The sequence below is a fragment of the Providencia sp. 21OH12SH02B-Prov genome (assembly GCF_027362595.1).
In the GTDB taxonomy this organism is placed as follows: domain Bacteria; phylum Pseudomonadota; class Gammaproteobacteria; order Enterobacterales; family Enterobacteriaceae; genus Providencia; species Providencia zhejiangensis.
Genome location: NZ_CP114796.1, coordinates 4,009,362 through 4,034,334, shown reverse-complemented (window position 1 = coordinate 4,034,334; position 24,973 = coordinate 4,009,362). Strand labels below are relative to the sequence as shown.

The following is a 24,973-nucleotide window of genomic DNA, read 5'->3' as shown; positions in this document are numbered from 1 at the left end:
TAATGTCGTCAACACGTAAGCGGTTTATTGCAGGGGCAATCTGCCCTAAATGTCAATCACAAGACACCCTCATGATGTGGCGTGAAGATCAAATTGATGTTGTTGAGTGCGTTAATTGTGGGGATCAGCAGCGCCAAGTTGATGATAGTGCGACTCCTCATGTGAGAAAACAAGAGCAAGTGATCGGAATTTTTACGCCTGAATAAGAGAATTTTGTCAATTCTCAATACAGCTGTTTTGTTTTCCGGTACAATTAGCAAAATTTTTCCCCTCTATGGGTTGTAGGAGATGTCATGAAAGTAGCAAACGATTTGGTAGTCAGCTTGGCTTATCAAGTAAGAACAGAAGACGGTGTTTTAGTTGATGAGTCCCCGGCAAATGCGCCACTCGACTATCTACATGGCCGTGGTTCTTTAATTTCTGGTCTGGAAAAAGCGTTGGAAGGTCGTGCTGTAGGTGATCACTTTGATGTTGAAGTCGCCTCTGATGACGCATACGGTCAATACGACGAAAACTTAGTTCAACGTGTTCCAAAAGATGTGTTCATGGGCGTTGAAGAACTGCAAGTTGGTATGCGCTTCTTGGCAGATACAGATATGGGACCGGTGCCAGTTGAAATTACCGGTATTGAAGGTGATGAAGTCATCGTCGATGGTAACCACATGTTAGCGGGTCAAAACTTGAAATTTAATGTTGAGATCATCGCGATTCGTGAAGCCACCGAAGAAGAATTGGCTCATGGTCATGTTCACGGTGCAAATGGCCACGATCACGACCATGAAGGTGGTTGCTGTGGCGGCGGTCATGGTCACGACCATAGCCATGGTGATGCTGGCGGTTGTTGTGGTGGCGGTGAAGGTCACGGCCATGGCCACAAACACGGCGGTTGTGGTTGCCACTAAGTGGTTAAATAACAAAAAAAGGAAAGCGCTGGCTTTCCTTTTTTGCGTCTGAAGTTGATAACGAATTAGTAATGTGGAGGAGGTGTCTCTTCTTCTGGCCTTGCGAGGTGAGAGGATTGAGATGATTTTAATCGCTCTGCCACAATACGTATGTGCTCTTGTAACTTGGACAACTGCATTTGTTGGTCGGTAATCACTTGGTTAAGTTGTTCTATCGTAATTTCTTGAAAAGCCACTTTGCTTTCTAAAAGCTCAAGGCGTTGTTCAAAAGCGTCAAATGAATCCATTTTGGAGCCCCTTATGGCTTTTTATCATAAAAAAGCCATCATAATAACTGAACATTACAAATCAATAGATAAGTTTTAGTTAAAGAGATAGGCGATGAAACCTCTTTTTGTTAATGTTGTCTAAGTAGTCATTCTGTTGCTTACTATTCTACACTGAATTTTAATAAGTGAGTAACAACGCATACTTATAATAGATATCGGAGATTAGGATGAAATCACTGTTTAAGGCAAGTCTTCTGGCAACGACATTAGCATTGGCTTTTGGAGCCCCTCAAGTTATGGCGGCTGAGACCACTGCTAAAGCGCCAACAAGTAGCGCATTTAAATCAGCCGAAGAGCGTAATGCCTATGCATTAGGCGCGTCTTTGGGCCGCTATATGCAAAACTCATTGGAAGAGCAAAAAGCGATTGGTATCAATCTAGACAAAGCTCAGTTGCTTGCTGGTGTTCAAGATGCCTTCAACAACAAAAGTAAAATGACGGATGCAGAAGTTGAAGAGACGCTACGCCAGTTTGAAGGCCAAGTTAAACAAGCGGCTGAGAAAAAAATGAAAGATGAGTCAGCTGCGAATGAAAAAGCAGGTGCTGAGTATCGTGAAAAATACGCGAAAGAAAAAGGCGTAGTGAAAACTAAGTCAGGCCTACTGTACAAAATTGAAAAAGAAGGTACAGGTGCTAAACCTAAAGCAGATGATACCGTTGTCGTTCACTATAAAGGTATGCTGACGGATGGTACTGAATTTGATAGCTCATATTCACGTAATGAGCCTCTGACCATCCCACTGAATTCAGTGATTAAAGGTTGGACAGAAGGTCTGGTTAATGTGAAGAAAGGCGGCAAAATCCAGCTCGTGATCCCAGCGGAACTGGCATACGGTGAAAATGGTGTTCCAGGAATTCCTGCTAACTCCACACTGGTATTTGATGTTGAACTATTAGACATCAAGCCAGAAGCAAAATAATAATTGTTAAGTTGTCATAAAAAACCCAGCGATGTCTGGGTTTTTTACGTTAAGGCGTGATCAACTTATTTTCTTCAAAAAAAGAGTTAAGCAAAATATAATAATTAATTTATTGATAACTCTTATATATTTAAGAAAAGGGACCCATAAGCTTATTTGGCATTAGTTGATGGATTATGTGTTAAAAATAATGCTTATTTTGCTGAAAACTTGTGATAAGACAAACTCTCTTGCATGCAATTGCTTGACGGCGGCGCCTCGTAGTTTTAACTTCACTGTATTCGACCTAATTATTTATCGCCACATTTGCTGACCAAACATATGCAATGAAGCTATACACTAAATAATTCGAGGTGCAGCAGGGCGGCAAGTGAATGACTCGCTAGGCATATAGGAAACTATACAACTAGTGCGATTGAACGTCGCCAGCAATGTCGCAACTTGAAATATGACGAGTATAAAAGCCTCCAACAATTAACGCTTCATGAGTCAGTAAGGCGATTTTTCGTACACTTGAAGGATGGTGTTTAAAAATGTCTAACTCAGTACTTTCAAATGATCATAATGATATTAATTTATTAAATAATGAGCCTTTTACTCAGACTGATCATGAAATTCTAAAATCGTACGAAGCTGCCGTAGATGGCTTAGCTATGTTGATAGGTGCACATTGTGAAATCGTTCTTCACTCTCTGGAAGATTTAAAATGTTCAGCCGTCAGAATAGCCAACGGGCAACATACTGGACGTCAAATTGGTTCACCCATTACGGATCTTGCATTGCGTATGCTTCACGATATGGCGGATGAAGAATCAAATGTTTCAAAAGCCTATTTTACGAAAGCGAAAAGTGGCGACCTGATGAAATCGGTTACGATTGCCATTCGTAACCGCAATCAACGCGTGATAGGCCTTTTGTGCATTAATATGAATTTAGATGTGCCATTTTCAGAGATTATTAAAAGCTTTGTGCCTGAAGAAAAACAAGATGTGACTTCAGATGTTAACTTTGCCTCTTCCGTCGACGATTTGGTGGCTCAGACATTAGAATTTACGATTGAAGAGGTGGGGGCCGATCGTAATGTGTCGAACAATGCGAAAAATAAACAAGTTGTACTTAATCTGTATGAAAAAGGTATTTTTGATATTAAAGATGCCATTAACCAGGTGGCTGACCGCTTAAATATCTCTAAACATACCGTGTATCTCTATATTCGCCAGTTTAAGAGTGGGGAATGAGTAAACAATCTCTCACATACTGCTTGCTAGTTACTGGACCCGCTTATGGTACACAGCAAGCAGCCAGTGCTTACCAATTTGCGAATGCACTTCTTGAGGAAGGGCATTGCTTAAAAACGCTCTTTTTTTACAGTGAAGGTGTGACGAATGCGAATGCGCTAACGTCACCTGCCAATGATGAATTCAATTTAGTGAAAGCATGGCAGCAATTAGCGATAAAATCGGGTTGTGAAATGCATGTTTGTGTTTCTGCCGCGTTGCGCCGCGGGGTAGTGGATAAAGAACAGGCTGAGCTTTTATCACTTGCCGTTAGCAATTTAGGAGAGGGTTTTATGATGAGTGGGCTCGGAAGTTTAGCTGAGGCGATGATAACAGCGGATAGAACCATTCGTTTTTAAAACCAATTTATTATGCGATTCACCCCCCTTCATCATGGCGACCTGAGTAAACTCAAACTCAGCCGGTTGTGGGGGGCGGTTTAGCAACGCTTTGCATCATTTAGTGGATATATGAAAAAGTTTGCCTTTGTTTTTACCTCCATGCCTCACGGAAATGCAAGTGGTCGAGAAGGGCTAGATGCGCTACTTGCCACATCGGCACTCACTGAAGATATTGATGTTTTTTTCCTTTCAGATGGTGTCTGCCAGTTACTTGCTAATCAAAATCCAAAAGAAATTTTAGCGAGAGACTATATTTCCACGTTTAAAATTTTGCCACTTTACGATATCAATAATATTTTTGTGTGTGCGGATTCACTAAAAGAAAGAGGGATTTGCGAAAATAGTGAGTGGATCGTTGAGGTAAATGTCATCAATTCGACACAAATTCGCGATAAATTATCCGAATATGATGTTGTGCTTAAATTTTGATCTGTTGTAGGATCTTTTCTATGCTTTATACTATAGCAAAGTCACCTTTTCACTGTGATCTCACCGCGTTTCTACGACTGATCACGCCGGATGATGCGGTATTATTGTTACAAGATGGCGTTATTGCTGCCATTCATCAATCCACTCATCTTTGTGAACTGCAAAAAAAAGGTGCACAAATCTATGCGTTAGATGCAGATGTCAATGCTCGAGGTTTGCAGAATATGCTATCAGAACAGGTCTCTTTAGCTTCATATCGCGATTTTGTTCAGCTAACTGTGAGCCATAAACAACATTTTGCCCTATAAAAGCGTTAAAAGTTGTATATTTCTTGACACCTGAGCCAGTCAGCAATAAAATTTCGCGTCCTCGTGTATCGTCATGTTGGCGAACGAGGTCGAAATCCGTGTTTACGAAGCAAAAAAAACCAGGAGCTTTTTTAATAATGGCAACTATTAATCAGCTGGTACGCAAATCACGTAGCTCGAAAGTTGTTAAAAGCAACGTTCCAGCACTGGAAGCTTGCCCGCAAAAACGTGGCGTATGTACTCGTGTATATACTACCACTCCTAAAAAACCAAACTCAGCACTACGTAAAGTGTGCCGTGTTCGTTTAACTAACGGTTATGAAGTTTCTTCCTACATCGGTGGTGAAGGCCACAACTTGCAGGAACACTCCGTAATCCTGATCCGTGGCGGTCGTGTTAAAGACTTGCCAGGTGTGCGTTATCACACCGTTCGCGGTGCACTGGACTGTTCTGGTGTTAAAGACCGTAAACAAGGCCGTTCTAAATACGGTGCTAAGAAACCTAAGGCTTAATGGTTCTCCGTTAAGTAAGGCCAAACATTTTTAATCTTAATGTCAAAATACTCTAATAGAGTTTTGGGCAAACCTGAATTAACAACGGAGTAATATCCATGCCACGTCGTCGCGTAATTGGTCAACGTAAAATTCTTCCAGATCCTAAGTTCGGATCAGAATTACTGGCCAAATTTGTGAACATCCTGATGGTAGACGGGAAAAAATCTACTGCTGAAGCAATCGTATATAACGCGCTTGAGACCCTGGCTCAGCGTTCTGGTAAGACTGAACTTGATGCATTCGAACTCGCACTGGATAACGTGCGTCCGACTGTGGAAGTTAAATCCCGCCGTGTTGGTGGTTCTACTTACCAAGTTCCTGTAGAAGTTCGTCCGGTTCGTCGTAATGCTCTGGCAATGCGTTGGATCGTTGATGCTGCTCGTAAACGCGGTGATAAGTCAATGGCTCTGCGCCTGGCAAACGAATTATCGGATGCAGCTGAGAACAAAGGTTCTGCTGTTAAGAAACGTGAAGACGTTCACCGTATGGCAGAAGCTAACAAGGCGTTCGCTCACTACCGCTGGTAATTTCACCGCATTAGTGATGCTTCTTAGGGTAGCCTTCCGCTACCCTTTATATGATGAATTGAACGCCCACGAGAGAGGAAAAAATGGCCCGTCAAACGCCCATATCACGCTATCGTAACATCGGTATCAGTGCACACATCGACGCCGGTAAAACAACAACTTCTGAACGTATTCTGTTCTATACAGGTGTAAACCATAAAATTGGTGAAACCCACGAAGGTTCTGCAACAATGGACTGGATGGAACAGGAGCAAGAGCGTGGTATTACTATCACGTCTGCTGCGACTACAGCATTCTGGTCCGGTATGGCAAAACAGTTTGAGCCACACCGTATCAACATTATTGACACCCCAGGACACGTTGACTTCACTATCGAAGTAGAACGTTCTATGCGTGTTCTTGATGGTGCAGTTATGGTTTACTGTGCTGTTGGTGGTGTTCAGCCACAGTCTGAAACTGTATGGCGTCAAGCTAACAAATATAAAGTTCCACGTATCGCGTTCGTTAACAAAATGGACCGTATGGGTGCAAACTTCCTGCGTGTTGTTGAACAATTAAAAACACGTCTGGCTGCAAACCCAGTTCCACTTCAATTACCAGTTGGTGCAGAAGAAGGCTTCACTGGTGTTGTTGACTTGATCAAAATGAAAGCGATCAAGTGGAGCGATGAAGATCAAGGCGTTACCTTTGAATACGAAGATATCCCTGCGAATATGCAAGATCAAGCTGAAGAATGGCATAACTTCCTAGTTGAATCTGCTGCTGAAGCATCAGAAGAACTGATGGAAAAATATTTAGGCGGTGATGAACTGTCTGAAGAAGAAATCAAAGCTGCTCTTCGTCAACGCGTTCTTGCAAGCGAAATTATCCTGGTTACCTGTGGTTCTGCATTTAAGAACAAAGGTGTTCAGGCAATGCTGGATGCAGTTATCGAGTTCTTACCTTCACCAACAGATGTACCTGCAATCAATGGTATTCTGGACGATGGTAAAGATACGCCAGCTGAACGTCACGCAAGTGATGATGAGCCGTTCTCATCTTTAGCATTTAAAATTGCAACTGACCCGTTCGTTGGTAACCTGACGTTCTTCCGTGTTTACTCTGGTTTTGTTAACTCAGGTGACACGGTTCTGAACCCAGTTAAATCTAAGAAAGAACGTTTTGGTCGTATCGTTCAGATGCACGCTAACAAGCGTGAAGAGATTAAAGAAGTTCGCGCTGGTGACATCGCGGCAGCTATCGGTCTGAAAGACGTAACTACAGGTGATACTCTGTGTGCTGTTGAAGCGCCAATCATCCTAGAACGTATGGAATTCCCAGAGCCAGTAATCTCTGTTGCAATTGAACCAAAAACTAAAGCTGACCAAGAAAAAATGGGTATCGCATTGGGTCGTTTGGCTCAAGAAGATCCATCATTCCGCGTATCAAGTGATGAAGAAACGGGTCAAACCATCATCGCTGGTATGGGTGAATTGCACTTGGACGTTCTGGTTGACCGTATGCGTCGCGAATTTAAAGTTGAAGCGAACGTTGGTAAACCACAAGTTGCTTACCGTGAAGCTATCACTGCTAAAGTGACAGACATCGAAGGTAAACACGCGAAACAGTCTGGTGGTCGTGGTCAGTACGGTCATGTGGTTATCGATATGTACCCACTTGACAAAAATGATAAAGACGGCGTTCCTATGGACTACGAATTTGTCAACGAAATCAAAGGTGGTGTAATCCCTGGTGAATACATCCCTGCGGTTGACAAAGGTATCCAAGAGCAGTTGAAATCTGGCCCACTGGCTGGTTATCCTGTTGTTAACATGGGTATTCGTCTGCATTTCGGTTCTTACCATGATGTTGACTCATCTGAACTGGCATTTAAACTGGCGGCATCAATCGCGTTTAAAGATGGCTTCAAAAAAGCTAAACCTGTTCTGCTTGAGCCAATCATGAAAGTTGAGGTGGAAACACCAGAAGACTACATGGGTGACGTTATTGGTGACTTGAACCGTCGCCGTGGTCTGATTGAAGGTATGGATGACATGGCAACTGGTAAAGTTGTTCGTGCACAAGTACCATTGTCAGAAATGTTCGGTTACGCTACAGACCTGCGTTCACAAACTCAAGGTCGTGCTTCATACTCAATGGAGTTCTTGAAGTACAATGAAGCACCTAACAACGTTGCACAAGCTGTTATCGAAGCTCGTAACGCTAAGTAATCGGTTTTAATCGATTTAACTACTTTAATTAAGTTCCCTCTTTATAGTGAAGAGGGAACTCCATAAGGAATAGAGTCGTGTCTAAAGAAAAATTTGAACGTTCCAAACCGCACGTTAACGTTGGTACAATCGGCCACGTTGACCACGGTAAAACTACCCTGACAGCAGCAATCACTACTGTTCTGGCAAAAACTTACGGCGGTAGCGCTCGTGCATTCGATCAAATCGATAACGCACCAGAAGAAAAAGCGCGTGGTATCACCATCTCTACTTCTCACGTAGAGTACGATACACCAACTCGCCACTACGCACACGTAGACTGCCCAGGACACGCCGACTATGTTAAAAACATGATCACCGGTGCTGCGCAGATGGATGGTGCAATCCTGGTTGTTGCTGCAACTGATGGCCCAATGCCACAAACTCGTGAGCACATCCTGTTAGGTCGTCAGGTTGGTGTTCCTTACATCATCGTTTTCCTGAACAAATGTGACATGGTAGACGACGAAGAGCTGTTAGAGCTGGTTGAAATGGAAGTTCGTGAGCTTCTGTCTCAGTACGATTTCCCAGGCGATGACACACCAGTTATCCGTGGTTCAGCTCTGAAAGCGCTGGAAGGCAACCCAGAGTGGGAAGCGAAAATTGTTGAATTAGCAGAAGCACTGGACAGCTACATTCCAGAGCCAGAGCGTGCAATTGACAAGCCATTCCTGCTGCCAATCGAAGACGTATTCTCAATCTCTGGTCGTGGTACAGTAGTAACAGGCCGTGTTGAGCGTGGTATCATCAAAGTGGGTGAAGAAGTTGAAATCGTTGGTATCAAAGAGACCGCGAAAACCACTTGTACTGGTGTTGAAATGTTCCGTAAGCTTCTAGACGAAGGTCGTGCAGGTGAGAACGTTGGTGTTCTTCTGCGTGGTACTAAGCGTGAAGAAATCGAACGTGGTCAAGTTCTGGCGAAACCAGGTTCAATCAAGCCACACACTACTTTCGAATCAGAAGTTTATATCCTGAGCAAAGATGAAGGTGGTCGTCACACTCCATTCTTCAAAGGCTACCGTCCACAGTTCTACTTCCGTACAACTGACGTAACCGGTACTATCGAACTGCCAGAAGGCGTAGAGATGGTAATGCCAGGTGACAACATCAACATGAAAGTTACCCTGATCCACCCAATCGCGATGGATGACGGTTTGCGTTTCGCAATCCGTGAAGGTGGCCGTACTGTAGGTGCGGGTGTTGTTGCAAAAATCATTGCATAATAACAACCCACTTTAGTAAAAAGGGCATCTTTAAGATGCCCTTTTTATACTCAAAATAATTCAAGTAATATATTATTAATCAATTGGTTATCTTGAGTTATCTCAATGCCTCAATAGTGTAAAATGTCGCGACGCGATAGCGATTTGAGCCATCACCATGCAATATTTTAAACTATGAAGGGTATAACGTTGTAAAATTAAGAACCTATCTCATCAATGGTTGTGGAAATTATTGGGGAGATAGGCTCTGATGCAACGAATATAGCAACTGCATCATTAGCTTTATGCAGTTATATGAGATTTATTAAGGTTTTGCTCAGAAGATATGGTATATTTTACTGCTGCCGCATTTAGAAATTAATTTTCATAATAATCGCGGCAAAAAATTTGTTGAGCATGCCTTAAATTTACCTACGGAATAGCGAGTGAGCACATCATCGCCTTTTGCTAGTCGACTGCTCTTTGAGTTTCGTAGGCGTTGTCAACAATTCTCCTTGTTTGACTTAGCAAGCTCGGCTCGTAGTACATAAGGGATATGTTGGCATATTCTATTGGTTCGGTCTGTTTGCCTTCATTGGTAGGGCACAGGCTTTATACATACTTCATGGTAACAGGTTGAATTATGAGTGCGAATAGCGAAGCTCAAGGAAGTGGACGCAGTGTAGACATCTTTAAGTGGGTCGTTGTTGCTGTCCTGCTACTGATTGCTATAGTTGGCAACTATTACTTCCGTCAATATAATCTCGCGCTGCGTGCTTTTGCTGTTGTGGCTGTTGTCGCCATTGCAGGTGCTGTCGCTTTGTGGACTACAAAGGGCAAACAAACATTAGCGTTTGCGCGTGAAGCTCGCATTGAAATGCGAAAAGTGATTTGGCCAACTCGCCAAGAAGCATTACAAACGACTTTGATTGTTGCCGCAGTAACGGCTGTTATGTCATTAATACTGTGGGGATTAGATGGTATCCTAGTGCGTTTAGTTTCATTTATTACAAGCCTGAGGTTATTCTAAATGTCAGATTCACCTAAAAAGCGCTGGTATGTCATTCAGGCTTTCTCTGGTTTTGAAGGTCGCGTAGCGCAGTCTTTGCGTGAACATATCAAATTACACGGTATGGAAGACTCTTTCGGCGAAGTCATGGTACCAACAGAAGAAGTTGTTGAGATCCGTAGTGGTCAGCGCCGTAAAAGTGAACGTAAGTTTTTTCCAGGCTATGTATTAGTTCAAATGGTAATGAATGATGACTCATGGCACTTAGTACGTAGCGTACCACGTGTTATGGGGTTCATCGGTGGAACGTCGGATCGTCCAGCACCAATTAGTGATAAAGAAGTCGACGCGATTATGAATCGTCTGCAACAAGTTGGCGATAAACCACGTCCGAAAACATTGTTTGAGCCAGGTGAAATGGTTCGCGTTAGCGATGGTCCATTTGCTGACTTTAATGGTGTTGTCGAAGAAGTGGATTATGAAAAGAGCCGCTTGAAAGTCTCGGTTTCAATCTTTGGCCGTGCGACACCAGTCGAATTGGATTTCAGTCAGGTCGAAAAAGTATAACTTTAACGACAAAAACTGGCTTGCAAAAGGTGTGAAATTTGACTACAATTTCGCGCCTTTTGTTTTTTGCGCCTCGCACACGTGTTTAGTCAGTTGCGAGGGGCGTTAATTAACGGGGAGCCTAATCGCTAGGCGCTATCACCCATCTAGAGGAAATATTCATGGCTAAGAAAGTACAAGCCTACGTTAAGCTGCAAGTTGCAGCTGGTATGGCTAACCCAAGCCCACCGGTTGGTCCAGCACTGGGTCAACAAGGTGTGAACATCATGGAATTCTGTAAAGCGTTCAACGCAAAAACAGACAGCATGGAAAAAGGTTTACCAATTCCTGTTGTTATCACTGTTTATGCAGACCGTTCTTTCACTTTCGTTACGAAAACTCCACCTGCTGCTGTTCTGCTGAAAAAAGCAGCTGGCGTTAAGTCTGGTTCTGGTAAGCCGAACAAAGACAAAGTGGGTAAAGTGACCTCTGCTCAGATTCGCGAAATCGCTGAAACTAAAGCTGCGGACATGACTGGTGCTGACATTGACGCTATGATGCGTTCAATCGAAGGTACTGCTCGTTCCATGGGCCTGGTTGTGGAGGACTAATCAATGGCTAAACTGAATAAGCGCATGCGCAATATCCGTGAAAAAGTTGATGCAACTAAACAGTATGACATCAACGAAGCCGTTGCTCTGCTGAAAGAATTAGCGACTGCTAAATTCGTCGAAAGCGTTGACGTTGCTGTTAACCTTGGCATCGACGCTCGTAAATCTGACCAGAACGTACGTGGTGCAACTGTACTGCCACACGGTACTGGCCGTTCAGTTCGCGTTGCTGTCTTTACTCAAGGCGCAAACGCAGAAGCTGCTAAAGCAGCAGGTGCTGAGCTGGTTGGTATGGACGATCTGGCTGACAAAATCAAAGCTGGCGAAATGGATTTTGACGTTGTTATTGCTTCTCCAGATGCAATGCGCGTTGTTGGCCAATTAGGTCAAATCCTGGGTCCACGCGGCCTGATGCCAAACCCGAAAGTAGGTACTGTAACACCTAATGTTGCTGAAGCAGTTCAAAACGCTAAAGCGGGTCAGGTTCGTTACCGTAACGACAAGAACGGTATCATCCACACCACTATCGGTAAAGTTGACTTTGATGCTGACAAACTGAAAGAAAACCTAGAAGCACTGCTGATCGCGCTGAAAAAAGCAAAACCAGCTTCTGCTAAAGGTGTGTATATCAAGAAAGTTAGCCTGTCTACTACCATGGGTGCAGGTGTTGCTATTGACCAAGCTGGTCTATCAGCAGCAGTTTAATACTAATACTTTTAGTAATTAAACTTTACCTTTGCGTCAGATTTGTATAAAATCTGACGCCTTGAGTTTATTCGTACTGTTATTAGTATCAATAAACCACAAATTTCGGTATGGAGTCTGGCCTTTCCAGACCCCGTCCAAGACCGCAGGTGTAGCGATACTTAATCTACCTGCGTAGACGGTGACAGAGATACCAAGAATTTTATTCTGGCTTCTGCTCACCGTGTTTTAGCGCTCAACACATGTCGTGTTTGAGTGATGTGAGTCCCCGGGGTTTCCCGGTTAATCCAGGAGCAAGAAGCTAATGGCACTAAATCTTCAAGACAAACAAGCGATTGTTGCTGAAGTCAGCGAAGTAGCCAAAGGCGCGCTTTCTGCAGTTGTTGCTGATTCACGCGGCGTAACTGTAGCAAAAATGACTGAACTGCGTAAAGCAGGTCGCGAAGCTGGCGTTTACATCCGTGTTGTTCGTAACACGCTGATTCGCCGTGCTGTTGAAGGAACTTCTTATGAAGTCCTGAAAGACGCGTTTGTTGGTCCAACCTTGATTGCTTTCTCTAACGAACATCCGGGCGCTGCTGCTCGTCTGTTCAAAGAGTTCGCGAAAGCGAATCCAGCATTTGAGATTAAAGCTGCGGCCTTTGAAGGTGAGTTAATCCAGGCTAAAGATATCGATCGTCTGGCAACACTCCCAACTTACGAAGAAGCAATCGCACGCCTGATGGCAACCATGAAAGAAGCCGCTGCAGGCAAACTGGTTCGCACTCTGGCTGCTCTGCGCGATCAGAAAGAAGCTGCATAAGCCCTTTCCTTCGTTGCTTTTTAACGTATAAACTATTTCTGAATTTTAGGAACACTTGTTATGTCTATCACTAAAGACCAAATCCTTGACGCAGTTGCTGAAATGTCTGTAATGGACGTTGTTGAACTGATCACTATGATGGAAGAAAAATTCGGCGTTTCTGCTGCTGCGGCTGTTGCTGTTGCTCCAGGTGCTGCTGCTGAAGCTGCTGAAGAAAAAACTGAGTTCGACGTTGTTCTGGCTTCTGTTGGCGGTAACAAAGTTGCTGTTATCAAAGCAGTTCGCGGTGCGACCGGTCTGGGTCTGAAAGAAGCTAAAGATATGGTAGAATCTGCGCCAGCAACCATCAAAGAAGGTGCTAGCAAAGACGAAGCTGAAGCTCTGAAAAAATCTCTTGAAGAAGCAGGCGCTTCTGTTGAGCTTAAATAAGTTCAGCTTTCAGTTTGCAGCCTAACTTAAAGGCTGATGGCTGGTGATTTTTTAATCACCAGCCTTTTTGCGCTGTAAAGCGTGATTGGGTGTTAACAGCTTTTTCACGCAATTTTGATGTTAACAAACCCTCCAATACTTCTTTCTATTGACGACTTAATATACTGTGTTCTCAGCTACGACCCGCTCGGGTAGCTCGGTAGTCAGAGTGGCACAATGAAATGATTTAAGAGTAATAGCAATGAGTATTACGGAAAGTGTTCATTTTCCATTTCAAAAAATAGCGTTATCGATGCTGTCCTTATGGACGGACAGAGTGGGTCACTGATCAGCGAGCTGAGGAACCCTATGGTTTACTCCTATACCGAGAAAAAACGTATTCGTAAGGATTTTGGTAAACGTCCACAAGTTTTGGATGTACCTTATCTCCTTTCTATCCAACTTGACTCGTTCCAGAAGTTTATCGAGCAAGATCCTGATGGTCAGAACGGGCTGGAAGCAGCTTTCCGTTCTGTGTTTCCTATTCAGAGCTACAGCGGTAATGCTGAACTGCAATACGTCAGCTATCGTCTGGGTGAGCCTGTATTTGATGTTAAAGAATGTCAAATTCGTGGCGTCACATACTCTGCACCACTGCGTGTTAAGCTGCGCCTCATTGTTTATGAGCGTGAAGCACCAGAAGGCACCGTAAAAGACATCAAAGAGCAAGAAGTCTACATGGGTGAAATTCCACTCATGACTGAAAACGGAACCTTCGTTATCAACGGTACTGAGCGTGTTATCGTTTCTCAGTTACACCGTAGTCCTGGTGTCTTCTTCGACAGCGATAAAGGGAAAACACACTCTTCAGGTAAAGTCCTGTATAACGCGCGTATTATCCCTTACCGTGGTTCATGGCTTGATTTCGAATTCGATCCGAAAGATAACCTGTTTGTACGTATCGACCGTCGCCGTAAATTACCTGCGACCATAATTCTACGTGCAATGGATTACAGCACTGAAGACATCTTGAATTTGTTCTTCGAGAAAACTGTTTTCCAAATCCGCGATAACAAACTGATGATGACGCTAGTTCCTGAGCGTCTGCGTGGTGAGACCGCTTCTTTTGATATTGAAGCAAACGGCAAAGTGTATGTTGAAAAAGGCCGTCGTATCACTGCTCGTCATATCCGCTTACTAGAAAAAGAAGAAGTCAACAGCATCGAAGTGCCTGTTGAGTACATCGCTGGTAAAGTGGTCGCAAGAGATTACATTGATGAAAGTACAGGTGAGCTGATTTGCGCAGCTAACATGGAACTTTCATTGGATATGTTGGCACGTCTGAGCCAAGCGGGTCATAAAACAATTGAAACATTGTTTACCAACGACTTAGACCACGGTGCTTACATTTCTGAAACGCTGCGTGTCGATCCAACGAATGACCGCCTGAGCGCGTTGGTAGAAATCTACCGTATGATGCGTCCTGGTGAGCCACCAACACGTGAAGCTGCTGAGAACTTGTTCGATAACCTGTTCTTCTCAGAAGATCGTTATGATCTATCAGCTGTTGGTCGCATGAAGTTTAACCGTTCACTGGGCCGCGATGAAATCGAAGGTTCTGGTATCCTGAGTGAAGAAGACATCATTGATGTTATGCGTAAACTCATCGATATCCGTAACGGTAAAGGCGAAGTCGATGATATTGACCACTTAGGTAACCGTCGTATTCGTTCTGTTGGTGAGATGGCAGAAAACCAATTCCGTGTTGGTCTGGTCCGTGTTGAGCGTGCAGTGAAAGAGCGTCTTTCTCTGGGTGACCTTGATGCATTAGTACCACAAGATATGATCAACGCGAAGCCAATTTCTGCGGCAGTGAAAGAGTTTTTTGGTTCCAGCCAGCTTTCTCAGTTTATGGACCAAAACAACCCACTGTCTGAAATTACGCACAAACGTCGTATCTCAGCGTTGGGCCCTGGTGGTCTGACTCGTGAACGTGCGGGCTTTGAGGTACGTGACGTACACCCAACTCACTATGGTCGTGTTTGTCCAATTGAAACCCCTGAAGGTCCGAACATCGGTCTGATCAACTCCTTGTCTGTGTATGCTCAGACAAACGAGTACGGTTTCCTTGAAACACCTTATCGCTTAGTGCGTGATGGCCTTGTTACTGACGAAATTCATTACTTGTCTGCCATTGAAGAAGGTAACTTCATCATCGCTCAGGCAAACACCGTATTAGCGGAAGATGGTAGCTTTGTTGAAGAGCTGATCACTTGCCGTAACCATGGTGAATCAAGCTTGTTCAGTCGTGATCAAGTTGAATATATGGACGTTTCGACTCAGCAGGTCGTTTCTGTTGGTGCGTCACTGATTCCATTCCTTGAACACGATGATGCTAACCGTGCATTGATGGGTGCAAACATGCAACGTCAGGCGGTTCCAACTTTACGTGCTGATAAACCTTTAGTCGGTACAGGTATGGAACGTGCAGTAGCGGTTGACTCAGGGGTAACGGCTGTTGCGAAACGTGGCGGTACTGTTCAGTACGTTGATGCTTCTCGTATCGTTATTAAAGTTAATGAAGATGAGATGTATCCAGGTGAAGCTGGTATCGATATCTATAACCTGACTAAATATACCCGTTCTAACCAGAACACCTGTATTAGCCAGATGCCTTGTGTATCTTTAGGTGAGCCAGTTGAACGTGGTGACGTGTTAGCTGATGGTCCTTCAACTGACCTCGGTGAATTGGCTCTTGGCCAAAACATGCGCGTGGCATTTATGCCATGGAATGGTTATAACTTCGAAGACTCCATCCTTGTTTCTGAGCGTGTTGTTCAAGAAGACCGTTTCACAACGATTCATATTCAGGAACTCTCTTGTGTGTCTCGTGACACAAAACTGGGGCCTGAAGAAATTACGGCTGATATTCCTAACGTTGGTGAAGCTGCACTTTCTAAACTCGATGAGTCTGGGATTGTGTATATCGGCGCTGAAGTTAAAGGTGGCGATATCCTAGTTGGTAAAGTGACACCGAAAGGTGAAACCCAACTGACACCAGAAGAGAAACTGCTGCGCGCTATCTTTGGTGAGAAAGCATCTGACGTTAAAGACTCTTCTCTGCGTGTACCTAACGGTGTTTCCGGTACCGTCATTGACGTACAAGTCTTCACCCGTGATGGTGTAGAAAAAGACAAACGTGCGCTAGAGATTGAAGAAACTCAGTTACGTGAAGCGAAGAAAGACTTAACGGAAGAGTTACGTATTTTCGAAGCAGGTTTGTTTGCGCGTATCCGCTCTGTGCTGGTTAACGGCGGTATTGAAGCTGAGAAACTGGACAAATTGCCTCGCGATCGTTGGTTAGAGCTTTCTCTGGCTGATGAAGAGAAGCAAAATCAGTTAGAACAATTAGCTGAGCAGTACGATGAACTGAAATCTGAGTTCGAGAAGAAACTGGATGCTAAACGCCGTAAGATCACTCAAGGTGATGACTTGGCACCAGGCGTACTGAAAATTGTTAAGGTTTATCTGGCCGTTAAACGTCAGATCCAACCGGGTGATAAAATGGCGGGTCGCCATGGTAACAAAGGTGTTATCTCAAAAATCAACCCAGTTGAAGATATGCCTTACGATGAAAACGGTAACCCTGTAGACATCGTTCTGAACCCGCTGGGCGTACCATCGCGTATGAACATCGGTCAGATTCTGGAAACCCACTTGGGTATGGCTGCGAAAGGTATTGGTGATAAAATTAATGCTATGCTTAAACAGCAGCAAGATGTCGCCAAACTGCGTGAGTTCATCCAGAAAGCCTACGATCTTGGTGATGACCCTCGCCAGAAAGTAGATTTGAATACTTTCTCTGACGAAGAAGTTATGCGTCTGGCTGAAAACCTGAAAAAAGGTATGCCAATCGCAACACCAGTGTTCGATGGTGCAAAAGAGATTGAAATTAAAGAACTATTGAAATTGGGTGGTCTGCCAACTTCAGGTCAGATTACATTGTTCGACGGCCGTACAGGTGAGAAGTTTGAGCGTCAGGTAACGGTTGGTTACATGTATATGCTGAAACTGAACCACTTGGTTGACGATAAAATGCACGCCCGTTCTACTGGTTCTTACAGCTTGGTTACTCAGCAACCGTTGGGTGGTAAAGCTCAGTTCGGTGGTCAGCGTTTCGGGGAGATGGAAGTGTGGGCACTGGAAGCATATGGTGCAGCCTATACACTCCAAGAGATGCTAACGGTTAAGTCGGATGACGTTAACGGCCGTACGAAGATGTATAAAAACATCGTCGATGGCAACCATCAGATGGAACCTGGCATGCCGGAGTCCTTCAACGTATTGTTGAAAGAAATCCGCTCACTGGGTATCAACATCGAACTGGAAGACGAGTAATTCGTTTGTACCGGAAGGCTAGGTTTAGCCTTCCGGCCAGTATAAGTACTGGGATTAGGGGAGAGAGGCAGGGGCCTCTCACCTGACAGGTCTAACTCCGACAGGAGCCATTTTGTGAAAGACTTAATTAAGTTTCTGAAAGCGCAAACCAAGACCGAAGAGTTTGATGCGATCAAAATTGCTCTGGCATCGCCTGATATGATCCGTTCATGGTCATTCGGTGAAGTGAAAAAGCCAGAAACCATTAACTACCGTACGTTCAAGCCTGAGCGTGACGGCCTTTTCTGTGCGCGTATTTTCGGGCCAGTAAAAGACTACGAATGTCTGTGCGGTAAGTACAAACGTTTAAAACACCGTGGTGTGATTTGTGAGAAATGTGGCGTTGAAGTCACCCAGACTAAAGTTCGTCGTGAGCGCATGGGTCATATTGAACTTGCTTCTCCGACAGCTCATATCTGGTTCTTAAAATCATTGCCATCCCGTATCGGTTTGCTACTTGATATGCCTTTGCGTGATATCGAGCGTGTTCTGTACTTTGAATCCTACGTGGTTGTTGAAGGTGGTATGACTAGCCTTGAACGCTCACAGATTCTGACAGAAGAGCAATACTTAGATGCGTTGGAAGAGTTCGGTGACGAATTTGACGCGAAAATGGGTGCGGAAGCAATCCAAGGTCTGCTGAAAAACCTCGATCTTGAGAACGAGTGTGAAACGTTACGTGAAGAGTTGAACGAAACGAACTCTGAAACTAAACGTAAGAAGCTGACTAAGCGTATTAAACTGTTAGAAGCGTTTATTCAGTCTGGTAACAAACCAGAATGGATGATCTTGAATGTTCTGCCAGTTCTACCACCTGATCTGCGTCCATTAGTTCCACTCGACGGTGGCCGTTTTGCAACATCGGATCTGAACGATCTTTACCGTCGTGTGATCAACCGTAACAACCGTCTGAAACGTCTTCTGGATCTGGCTGCGCCAGACATCATCGTACGTAACGAAAAACGTATGTTACAAGAAGCGGTCGATGCTCTGTTAGATAACGGTCGTCGCGGTCGTGCAATTACCGGTTCTAATAAACGTCCTCTGAAATCTTTGGCTGATATGATCAAAGGTAAACAAGGTCGTTTCCGTCAGAACTTGCTTGGTAAGCGTGTTGACTACTCAGGTCGTTCGGTTATCACTGTCGGTCCATACCTGCGTCTGCATCAGTGTGGTCTGCCTAAGAAAATGGCTCTTGAGTTATTCAAACCATTCATCTATGGCAAATTAGAACTCCGTGGTCTGGCAACAACCATCAAAGCTGCGAAGAAAATGGTTGAGCGTGAAGAAGCGGTAGTATGGGATATCTTGGATGAAGTTATCCGTGAACACCCAGTTATGCTGAACCGTGCGCCAACACTTCACCGTTTGGGTATCCAAGCCTTTGAACCTATTTTGATCGAAGGTAAAGCGATCCAGTTGCACCCTCTGGTGTGTGCGGCATATAACGCCGACTTCGATGGTGACCAAATGGCGGTACACGTTCCTCTAACTCTGGAAGCTCAGTTAGAAGCGCGTGCGTTGATGATGTCAACCAACAACATCCTGTCACCAGCGAGTGGTGAGCCTATCATCGTTCCTTCACAGGACGTTGTATTGGGTCTCTATTACATGACTCGTGACTGTGTAAACGCGAAAGGCGAAGGGATGGTTCTGGCCGGCCCTAAAGAAGCTGAGCGTGTTTACCGTTCTGGCCATGCTTCACTGCATGCCCGTGTTAAAGTCCGTATCACTGAAGAAGTGAAAGACGGTGAAGGTAACATTACGATTAACACCAGTATGGTTGATACTACTGTTGGTCGTGCAATTCTGTGGATGATCGTGCCGAAAGGTCTGCCTTACTCGCTGGTTAACCAAGCGTTAGGTAAAAAAGCGATCTCTAAAATGCTGAACACTTGTTACCGTGTTCTGGGTCTGAAACCTACGGTTATTTTTGCTGACCAAATCATGTATACCGGTTTTGCCTATGCGGCACGTTCTGGTGCATCGGTTGGTATCGACGATATGGTTATTCCTGAGAAAAAAGCAGGGATCATCGCCGAAGCCGAAGCAGAAGTTGCAGAAATTCAGGAACAGTTCCAGTCTGGTCTGGTGACAGCAGGCGAACGTTACAACAAAGTTATCGATATCTGGGCTGCGGCTAACGAACGTGTTGCTAAAGCGATGATGGAAAACCTGTCTACTGAAACGGTGATTAACCGCGACGGTGAAGAAGAACAGCAGGTTTCTTTCAACAGTATCTTTATGATGGCCGACTCCGGTGCTCGTGGTTCTGCTGCTCAGATTCGTCAGCTAGCCGGTATGCGTGGTCTGATGGCTAAGCCAGATGGCTCAATCATCGAAACACCAATCACGGCAAACTTCCGTGAAGGTCTGAACGTTCTCCAGTACTTTATTTCTACGCACGGTGCTCGTAAAGGTCTTGCGGATACGGCATTGAAAACAGCGAACTCCGGTTATCTGACTCGTCGTCTCGTTGACGTTGCTCAGGACTTGGTGGTGACTGAAGACGACTGTGGTACACACGAAGGTATCTTGATGACTCCGGTTATCGAGGGTGGTGATGTTAAAGAACCACTGCGTGAGCGTGTATTGGGTCGTGTGACGGCAGAAGATATTCTGATCCCAGGTACTGCGGACATTCTGGTTCCACGTAATACGTTGCTACACGAAAAATGGTGTGACCTGTTAGAAGAAAACTCTGTCGACAGCGTTAAAGTCCGTTCAGTCGTTAGCTGTGAAACTGACTTCGGTGTGTGTGCTCACTGTTATGGTCGTGACCTTGCTCGTGGTCATATCATCAACAAAGGTGAAGCTATCGGGGTTATCGCGGCACAGTCAATCGGTGAACCAGGTACACAGTTGACGATGCGTACGTTCCACATCGGTGGTGCGGCATCTCGTGCGGCAGCAGAATCTAGCATCCAAGTTCGTAACCCAGGTACACTAAAACTGGTTAACGCGAAATTTGTGACTAACTCAGAAGGCAAACTGGTTATTACTTCACGTAATACCGAATTGCGCCTGATTGATGAGTTCGGTCGTACTAAAGAGAGCTATAAAGTACCTTACGGTGCGCACCTGACTAAAGGCGATGGCGCGGCAGTTACTGGCGGTGAAACCGTTGCTAACTGGGATCCACATACCATGCCAGTTGTCAGTGAAGTATCCGGTATTATTCGCTTCTCAGACATGCTTGATGGCCAAACAATGACGCGTCAGACGGATGAATTAACCGGTCTGTCTTCAATCGTTGTTCTGGATACAGCAGAGCGTACGAGTGGTGGTAAAGATTTACGTCCAGCACTTCGTGTTGTTGATGCGAATGGTAACGATGTTCTGATCCCTAACACCGACATGCCTGCTCAGTATTTCTTACCAGGTAAGGCAATTGTTCAGTTAGATGATGGCATCGCTATCAACGTCGGTGATACCTTAGCACGTATTCCACAAGAATCTGTGGGAACTAAAGATATCACGGGTGGTCTACCTCGCGTTGCTGACCTGTTTGAAGCGCGTCGTCCGAAAGAGCCAGCTATTTTGGCTGAGATCAGCGGTATTGTTTCCTTCGGTAAAGAGACCAAAGGTAAACGTCGTCTGGTGATTACACCGATGGATGGTTCTGATCCGTATGAAGAGATGATCCCTAAATGGCGTCAGCTCAACGTATTTGAAGGTGAGATCGTTGAACGCGGTGATGTAATTTCTGATGGCCCTGAGTCGCCACATGATATCTTGCGTCTGCGTGGTGTACATGCAGTGACGCGTTATATCACTAACGAAGTTCAGGAAGTTTACCGTTTACAAGGCGTTAAGATTAACGATAAACACATTGAAGTTATCGTTCGTCAGATGCTGCGTAAGGTGACTATTGCTGATGCGGGAAGCTCTGAGTTCCTTGAAGGCGAGCAGGTCGAGTACTCACGTGTTAAAGTTTCTAACCGTAAACTTGAGCTGGATGGTAAAATCCCAGCTAAGTTCGATCGCGACCTATTGGGTATCACGAAGGCATCTCTGGCAACAGAATCCTTCATCTCAGCAGCATCGTTCCAAGAAACAACACGCGTACTGACAGAAGCAGCCGTTGCAGGTAAACGCGACGAACTGCGTGGTCTGAAAGAAAACGTTATTGTGGGTCGTTTGATCCCAGCAGGTACTGGTTTTGCGTATCACCAAGACCGTATCCGTCGTCGTCATCTGAACGATGTCGTGGAAGCTCCACAAGTTAGTGCGGATGAAGCAACGGCTAACTTGGCTGAACTGTTAAATGCAGGATTCAGCAGCGATAACAATTAAGACGTATTGGTCAGATTGGAACACAATCATAAAACCGGCGCTGTAATAGCGCCGGTTTTTTTTTTATTTAAACGTGTGTTCAAGCAAAAGCCATTCAGCCTGAACTTGGCTTTACAGTGATAACAAATGGCATGTGAGTATGCGTGACTTCACACAGGTATTCAGTGGATCATGAAATTAGCCTGTTGCTTTTACTATTTTAAAAAGTCGCTGAGTTCAGTGATGAGAAAAATGGGGAATTTATTTCCCCATTTGAGTGATATCACCGCGATGTAAAAATGGGCTAATAGAATACGCCAATGATCGTGCAATGAATCACAAAACCGACCATGAGTGGGATGGCGGTACGCTTAACCACATCAAAAGGTTGTAATTTAGCGCCACTGGAAACGGCAATGATCACGCCAGCAACAGGTGACATACCACGCCCCATATGAGAAGCCTGCTGCATAGGTAAGATCATGGCGATCGGGTTAGCCCCCATACTGTGTGCGATCTGTGGGATCAATTCGACAAAAGCTAAGAATGGCGCATTACCTGAACCCATGATCACAGCAGCAGCTAGAGTGACCAATGCAAATACGAGTGCCATTGCAAAGGGGGGTAAACCAACGGATTCCGCCATTAAGATCAACTGGTCAATGGCACCGCTGACTTTAATCCCATGTGCGAAAACGCCCGCTGCAACGAGTAGCCCAACAACGTGACTAAAAGCCTGCCCCATTCCATTCAAGAAGTGCTGGAAGCCATTACATACCGTTTTGAAATTACGAATACGTAATGTTTCGATAAGCATACAGATAGCCATTGCAATCAATACGATGGTGACAACATCAAGGTGTATGCCTTCAAAAAAGAGGTTCGAAGAACCTACCGCCATGATAATGGGCAACATAGGAAGAATGGCATAGTAGCCAGGAATATTTTTGCTTGCCGGTTCTTTTTCATGAGATTGAACGGCTTTACCAATCTCAGGGATAAAGCCTGCTTTGCGATCGCAGTGACGTTGCCAGAAGATATGTGTAATACCAACCGCTAAGACGGTAACTAATGCAGCAGGTCCTTGATAATACAATACATATTCAACAACTGACATATCAACCGCTTTGGCGCCACGGATAGCATCGATAGCGGTTGGGGTATAAGCAACGCCTAATGAGGTGGCAATGACCCCCGCAGCTGATGCTGGCGATAAGCCCAATCCAATCATGATAGGAAACATGGTTCCCATCAATAACACGGCTAAACCTGTTGCTGACGGGATCGCGAGTTGCAAAATACTGGCCAGTAAAAATGAAAAAAACAGCAGAACATAGGGAGAACGCATATTTTTTAATGGCTTAGTTGCAACACGCACGACGGCTTCGTTAGCACCAATATGATCCATGTAATGAGCGAAACCCATTAGAGCCATGATCATTAAACCGAGATCGGCAGCACGACTACTGAAGAGATCACGCATAACCTCAAAGGGATCGAGCCATGTTAAACCAGTAGACGCGACATTTTTGGGCAAGATAGGACCCCAACCTAAGGCGAGGGTCATAATCATTAACGCTAAACCGGCAATAAATAATACAGGTTCAGCCTTATAACCTTTCAGAATGAAACGTGCTACCAAAATAACGATAATAAGAACCGTTAGAATTGGGATCATGCTTTTGCTCCTGATTTGAAGCGTTCAGCAGTGATTTGAACGACTTGTTTTAGCACATCACTTGCAGCGTATAATGATTTAATTGGAAGATATTCATAAATAGAATGGAAATTATGAGCACCAGTAAAAATATTTGGGCAAGGTAAGCCATTTTGCGATAGTGCTGCACCATCGTAGCCACCACGCATTGGGATCACTTTTGGGGTAATACCACAAGCGTGATAAGCCTCTACAGCGATGTCGATAGGGTAACGATTTTCACCTTGTAAGCTGTTATAAACGTTAGAATAACGGTCTGCTAGGGTACAAGTGACACTCTCTTTGCCCCATAAGTCTTCACAGTGTGCGGCTAATTTTTTCAAAAATGCCATACGCGCACGATAACCATCTTCTGTGAAATCACGTACATCCATTTTGAGTACGGTACGAGCGCTATTACCTGATAACTGTTTTACCCAATAGTAACCTTCACGATCCGCAGTGTATTCAGGAGCTTCACCGCCCGGTAGCATGGCGATAAATTTATGGGCCATTAATAATGAGTTAATGAGTTTGCCTTTGGCGGACATTGGGTGGGCGGATTTACCTGTAAAGACGATTTCAACGTCACCCGCATTCCAGTTTTCATACACTAATTCACCAATACCACAGCAATCAAGGGTATAGGCAAAGTCTGCCCCAAATTCTTGTACATCAAAGGCTTTTGCGCCACGCAAACCTTGTTCTTCATCGGGAACAAAGCCGACTTTAATGGTGCCATGTTTAATTTGAGGGTTCTGTTTGAAGTATTGCAGCATATCCATAATAGAGGCTATGGCTGCTTTGTCATCGGCACCCAATAGACTCGTGCCGTCCGTGACAATAATATCATCACCTAGATAGTTAGCGAGTTCAGGGAACTCACTTTGACGAAGATAGATATTTAGCTGTTTATTTAAGCACAGGTCTTCACCGTTATAGTGCAGGATTTGTGCTTTAGTATCATTAGTTTGTTCAGCACTCGTATCAAGATGACCAAAGAAAGCAACGGTAGGGACGTCATAATCTAAATTTGAGGGCAAGGTTGCAGTGACAATGGCGGTATCACGTAGTTTAATCTCTTCAAGACCTAATGCTTCCAGCTCTTGAACGAGTTTTTTAGCTAAAACGCGCTGACCTTCAGAAGAGGGCATAATACCCGCAGCGCCATTTTCCCTATTGGTGGTGGTATTAATTTGGGTATAAGAAATAAACCGATCAACAATATTCATTATATTCATTCTCCAACATCACTATGATGAATGTTTTCTTTTATGATTGTGGTTATAAATGTCGTTTTCATATTTATCACAATCTTTTTTATCATGAATAATGAAAGAACCAATATCTGACCAGTGAATTTTTTTTCAAAATGCCACCGAGTGT

General features: G+C 44.5%; 22 protein-coding genes. 19 read left to right on the top strand and 3 right to left on the bottom strand.

Going from position 1 to position 24,973, the window contains the following annotated elements; translation table 11 throughout:
• Positions 1 to 2: 2 nt before the first annotated feature.
• Positions 3 to 206 carry a YheV family putative zinc ribbon protein gene (locus tag O7C57_RS18555; RefSeq protein ID WP_154623259.1) on the top strand — a complete coding sequence of 68 codons (204 nt, stop codon included), beginning with the start codon at positions 3 to 5 and terminating at the stop codon, positions 204 to 206.
• Between the two features lie 87 nt (positions 207 to 293).
• Positions 294 to 902: a peptidylprolyl isomerase gene (slyD, locus tag O7C57_RS18550; protein WP_154623260.1), complete on the top strand. Its 609-nt coding sequence runs from the start codon at positions 294 to 296 to the stop codon at positions 900 to 902.
• A 65-nt stretch (positions 903 to 967) separates the two neighbouring features.
• Here slyD and O7C57_RS18545 read toward each other — a convergent pair whose 3' ends face one another.
• Positions 968 to 1,189, bottom strand: coding sequence for a SlyX family protein (locus O7C57_RS18545; protein ID WP_154623261.1), 222 nt, complete (start codon positions 1,187 to 1,189; stop codon positions 968 to 970).
• 209 nt (positions 1,190 to 1,398) lie between these two features.
• Here O7C57_RS18545 and fkpA point away from each other — a divergent pair, with 209 nt between their 5' ends.
• The 17 genes from fkpA (at position 1,399) to rpoC (ending at position 21,912) form a co-directional block, all read left to right on the top strand.
• Positions 1,399 to 2,151 (top strand): FKBP-type peptidyl-prolyl cis-trans isomerase, encoded by a 753-nt coding sequence (gene fkpA / locus O7C57_RS18540; RefSeq protein ID WP_154623262.1) that lies wholly within the window; start codon positions 1,399 to 1,401, stop codon positions 2,149 to 2,151.
• 533 nt (positions 2,152 to 2,684) lie between these two features.
• On the top strand, positions 2,685 to 3,389 hold the full coding sequence (locus O7C57_RS18535) for a helix-turn-helix transcriptional regulator (protein WP_154624187.1): 705 nt from the start codon (positions 2,685 to 2,687) through the stop codon (positions 3,387 to 3,389).
• Positions 3,386 to 3,787 (top strand): sulfurtransferase complex subunit TusD, encoded by a 402-nt coding sequence (tusD, locus tag O7C57_RS18530; RefSeq protein ID WP_154624188.1) that lies wholly within the window; start codon positions 3,386 to 3,388, stop codon positions 3,785 to 3,787. Before O7C57_RS18535 ends, tusD begins: the two co-directional genes overlap by 4 nt.
• 111 nt (positions 3,788 to 3,898) lie before the next feature.
• A complete protein-coding gene (gene tusC / locus O7C57_RS18525) occupies positions 3,899 to 4,258 on the top strand; it encodes a sulfurtransferase complex subunit TusC (RefSeq protein WP_154624189.1) in 360 nt (119 codons plus the stop codon).
• A gap of 20 nt (positions 4,259 to 4,278) precedes the next feature.
• Complete coding sequence (gene tusB, locus O7C57_RS18520) at positions 4,279 to 4,566, top strand: sulfurtransferase complex subunit TusB (RefSeq protein ID WP_154624190.1); 288 nt, start codon at positions 4,279 to 4,281, stop codon at positions 4,564 to 4,566.
• A 137-nt stretch (positions 4,567 to 4,703) separates the two neighbouring features.
• Positions 4,704 to 5,078 carry a 30S ribosomal protein S12 gene (gene rpsL, locus O7C57_RS18515; RefSeq protein ID WP_163860560.1) on the top strand — a complete coding sequence of 125 codons (375 nt, stop codon included), beginning with the start codon at positions 4,704 to 4,706 and terminating at the stop codon, positions 5,076 to 5,078.
• A 98-nt stretch (positions 5,079 to 5,176) separates the two neighbouring features.
• Positions 5,177 to 5,647, top strand: coding sequence for a 30S ribosomal protein S7 (rpsG, locus tag O7C57_RS18510; protein ID WP_004262486.1), 471 nt, complete (start codon positions 5,177 to 5,179; stop codon positions 5,645 to 5,647).
• Between the two features lie 83 nt (positions 5,648 to 5,730).
• Positions 5,731 to 7,857: an elongation factor G gene (gene fusA, locus O7C57_RS18505; RefSeq protein ID WP_154624192.1), complete on the top strand. Its 2,127-nt coding sequence runs from the start codon at positions 5,731 to 5,733 to the stop codon at positions 7,855 to 7,857.
• A 77-nt stretch (positions 7,858 to 7,934) separates the two neighbouring features.
• The gene (gene tuf / locus O7C57_RS18500) at positions 7,935 to 9,119 is read left to right on the top strand and encodes an elongation factor Tu (RefSeq protein ID WP_154624778.1); all 1,185 of its coding nucleotides are present in this window, start codon (positions 7,935 to 7,937) and stop codon (positions 9,117 to 9,119) included.
• A gap of 622 nt (positions 9,120 to 9,741) precedes the next feature.
• Positions 9,742 to 10,128 carry a preprotein translocase subunit SecE gene (gene secE, locus O7C57_RS18495; protein ID WP_154624921.1) on the top strand — a complete coding sequence of 129 codons (387 nt, stop codon included), beginning with the start codon at positions 9,742 to 9,744 and terminating at the stop codon, positions 10,126 to 10,128.
• A complete protein-coding gene (gene nusG, locus O7C57_RS18490; protein WP_154624920.1) occupies positions 10,129 to 10,674 on the top strand; it encodes a transcription termination/antitermination protein NusG in 546 nt (181 codons plus the stop codon).
• Between the two features lie 161 nt (positions 10,675 to 10,835).
• Positions 10,836 to 11,264, top strand: coding sequence for a 50S ribosomal protein L11 (gene rplK / locus O7C57_RS18485; protein ID WP_154624919.1), 429 nt, complete (start codon positions 10,836 to 10,838; stop codon positions 11,262 to 11,264).
• 3 nt (positions 11,265 to 11,267) lie between these two features.
• The gene (rplA, locus tag O7C57_RS18480; protein WP_154624918.1) at positions 11,268 to 11,969 is read left to right on the top strand and encodes a 50S ribosomal protein L1; all 702 of its coding nucleotides are present in this window, start codon (positions 11,268 to 11,270) and stop codon (positions 11,967 to 11,969) included.
• A gap of 304 nt (positions 11,970 to 12,273) precedes the next feature.
• A complete protein-coding gene (gene rplJ / locus O7C57_RS18475; protein ID WP_004924776.1) occupies positions 12,274 to 12,771 on the top strand; it encodes a 50S ribosomal protein L10 in 498 nt (165 codons plus the stop codon).
• A gap of 60 nt (positions 12,772 to 12,831) precedes the next feature.
• Positions 12,832 to 13,200 carry a 50S ribosomal protein L7/L12 gene (rplL, locus tag O7C57_RS18470; RefSeq protein WP_004924778.1) on the top strand — a complete coding sequence of 123 codons (369 nt, stop codon included), beginning with the start codon at positions 12,832 to 12,834 and terminating at the stop codon, positions 13,198 to 13,200.
• Between the two features lie 348 nt (positions 13,201 to 13,548).
• Positions 13,549 to 17,577, top strand: coding sequence for a DNA-directed RNA polymerase subunit beta (gene rpoB / locus O7C57_RS18465; protein ID WP_154624917.1), 4,029 nt, complete (start codon positions 13,549 to 13,551; stop codon positions 17,575 to 17,577).
• A 114-nt stretch (positions 17,578 to 17,691) separates the two neighbouring features.
• A complete protein-coding gene (gene rpoC / locus O7C57_RS18460) occupies positions 17,692 to 21,912 on the top strand; it encodes a DNA-directed RNA polymerase subunit beta' (protein ID WP_163860562.1) in 4,221 nt (1,406 codons plus the stop codon).
• A 283-nt stretch (positions 21,913 to 22,195) separates the two neighbouring features.
• Here rpoC and dcuC read toward each other — a convergent pair whose 3' ends face one another.
• Together dcuC and pepT are read right to left on the bottom strand one after the other, a co-directional pair.
• A complete protein-coding gene (gene dcuC / locus O7C57_RS18455) occupies positions 22,196 to 23,569 on the bottom strand; it encodes a C4-dicarboxylate transporter DcuC (RefSeq protein ID WP_269723429.1) in 1,374 nt (457 codons plus the stop codon).
• Positions 23,566 to 24,819, bottom strand: a complete 1,254-nt coding sequence (pepT, locus tag O7C57_RS18450; RefSeq protein ID WP_196714220.1) for a peptidase T — start codon at positions 24,817 to 24,819, stop codon at positions 23,566 to 23,568. The genes dcuC and pepT overlap by 4 nt, the downstream gene beginning before the upstream one ends.
• Positions 24,820 to 24,973 lie beyond the last annotated feature (154 nt).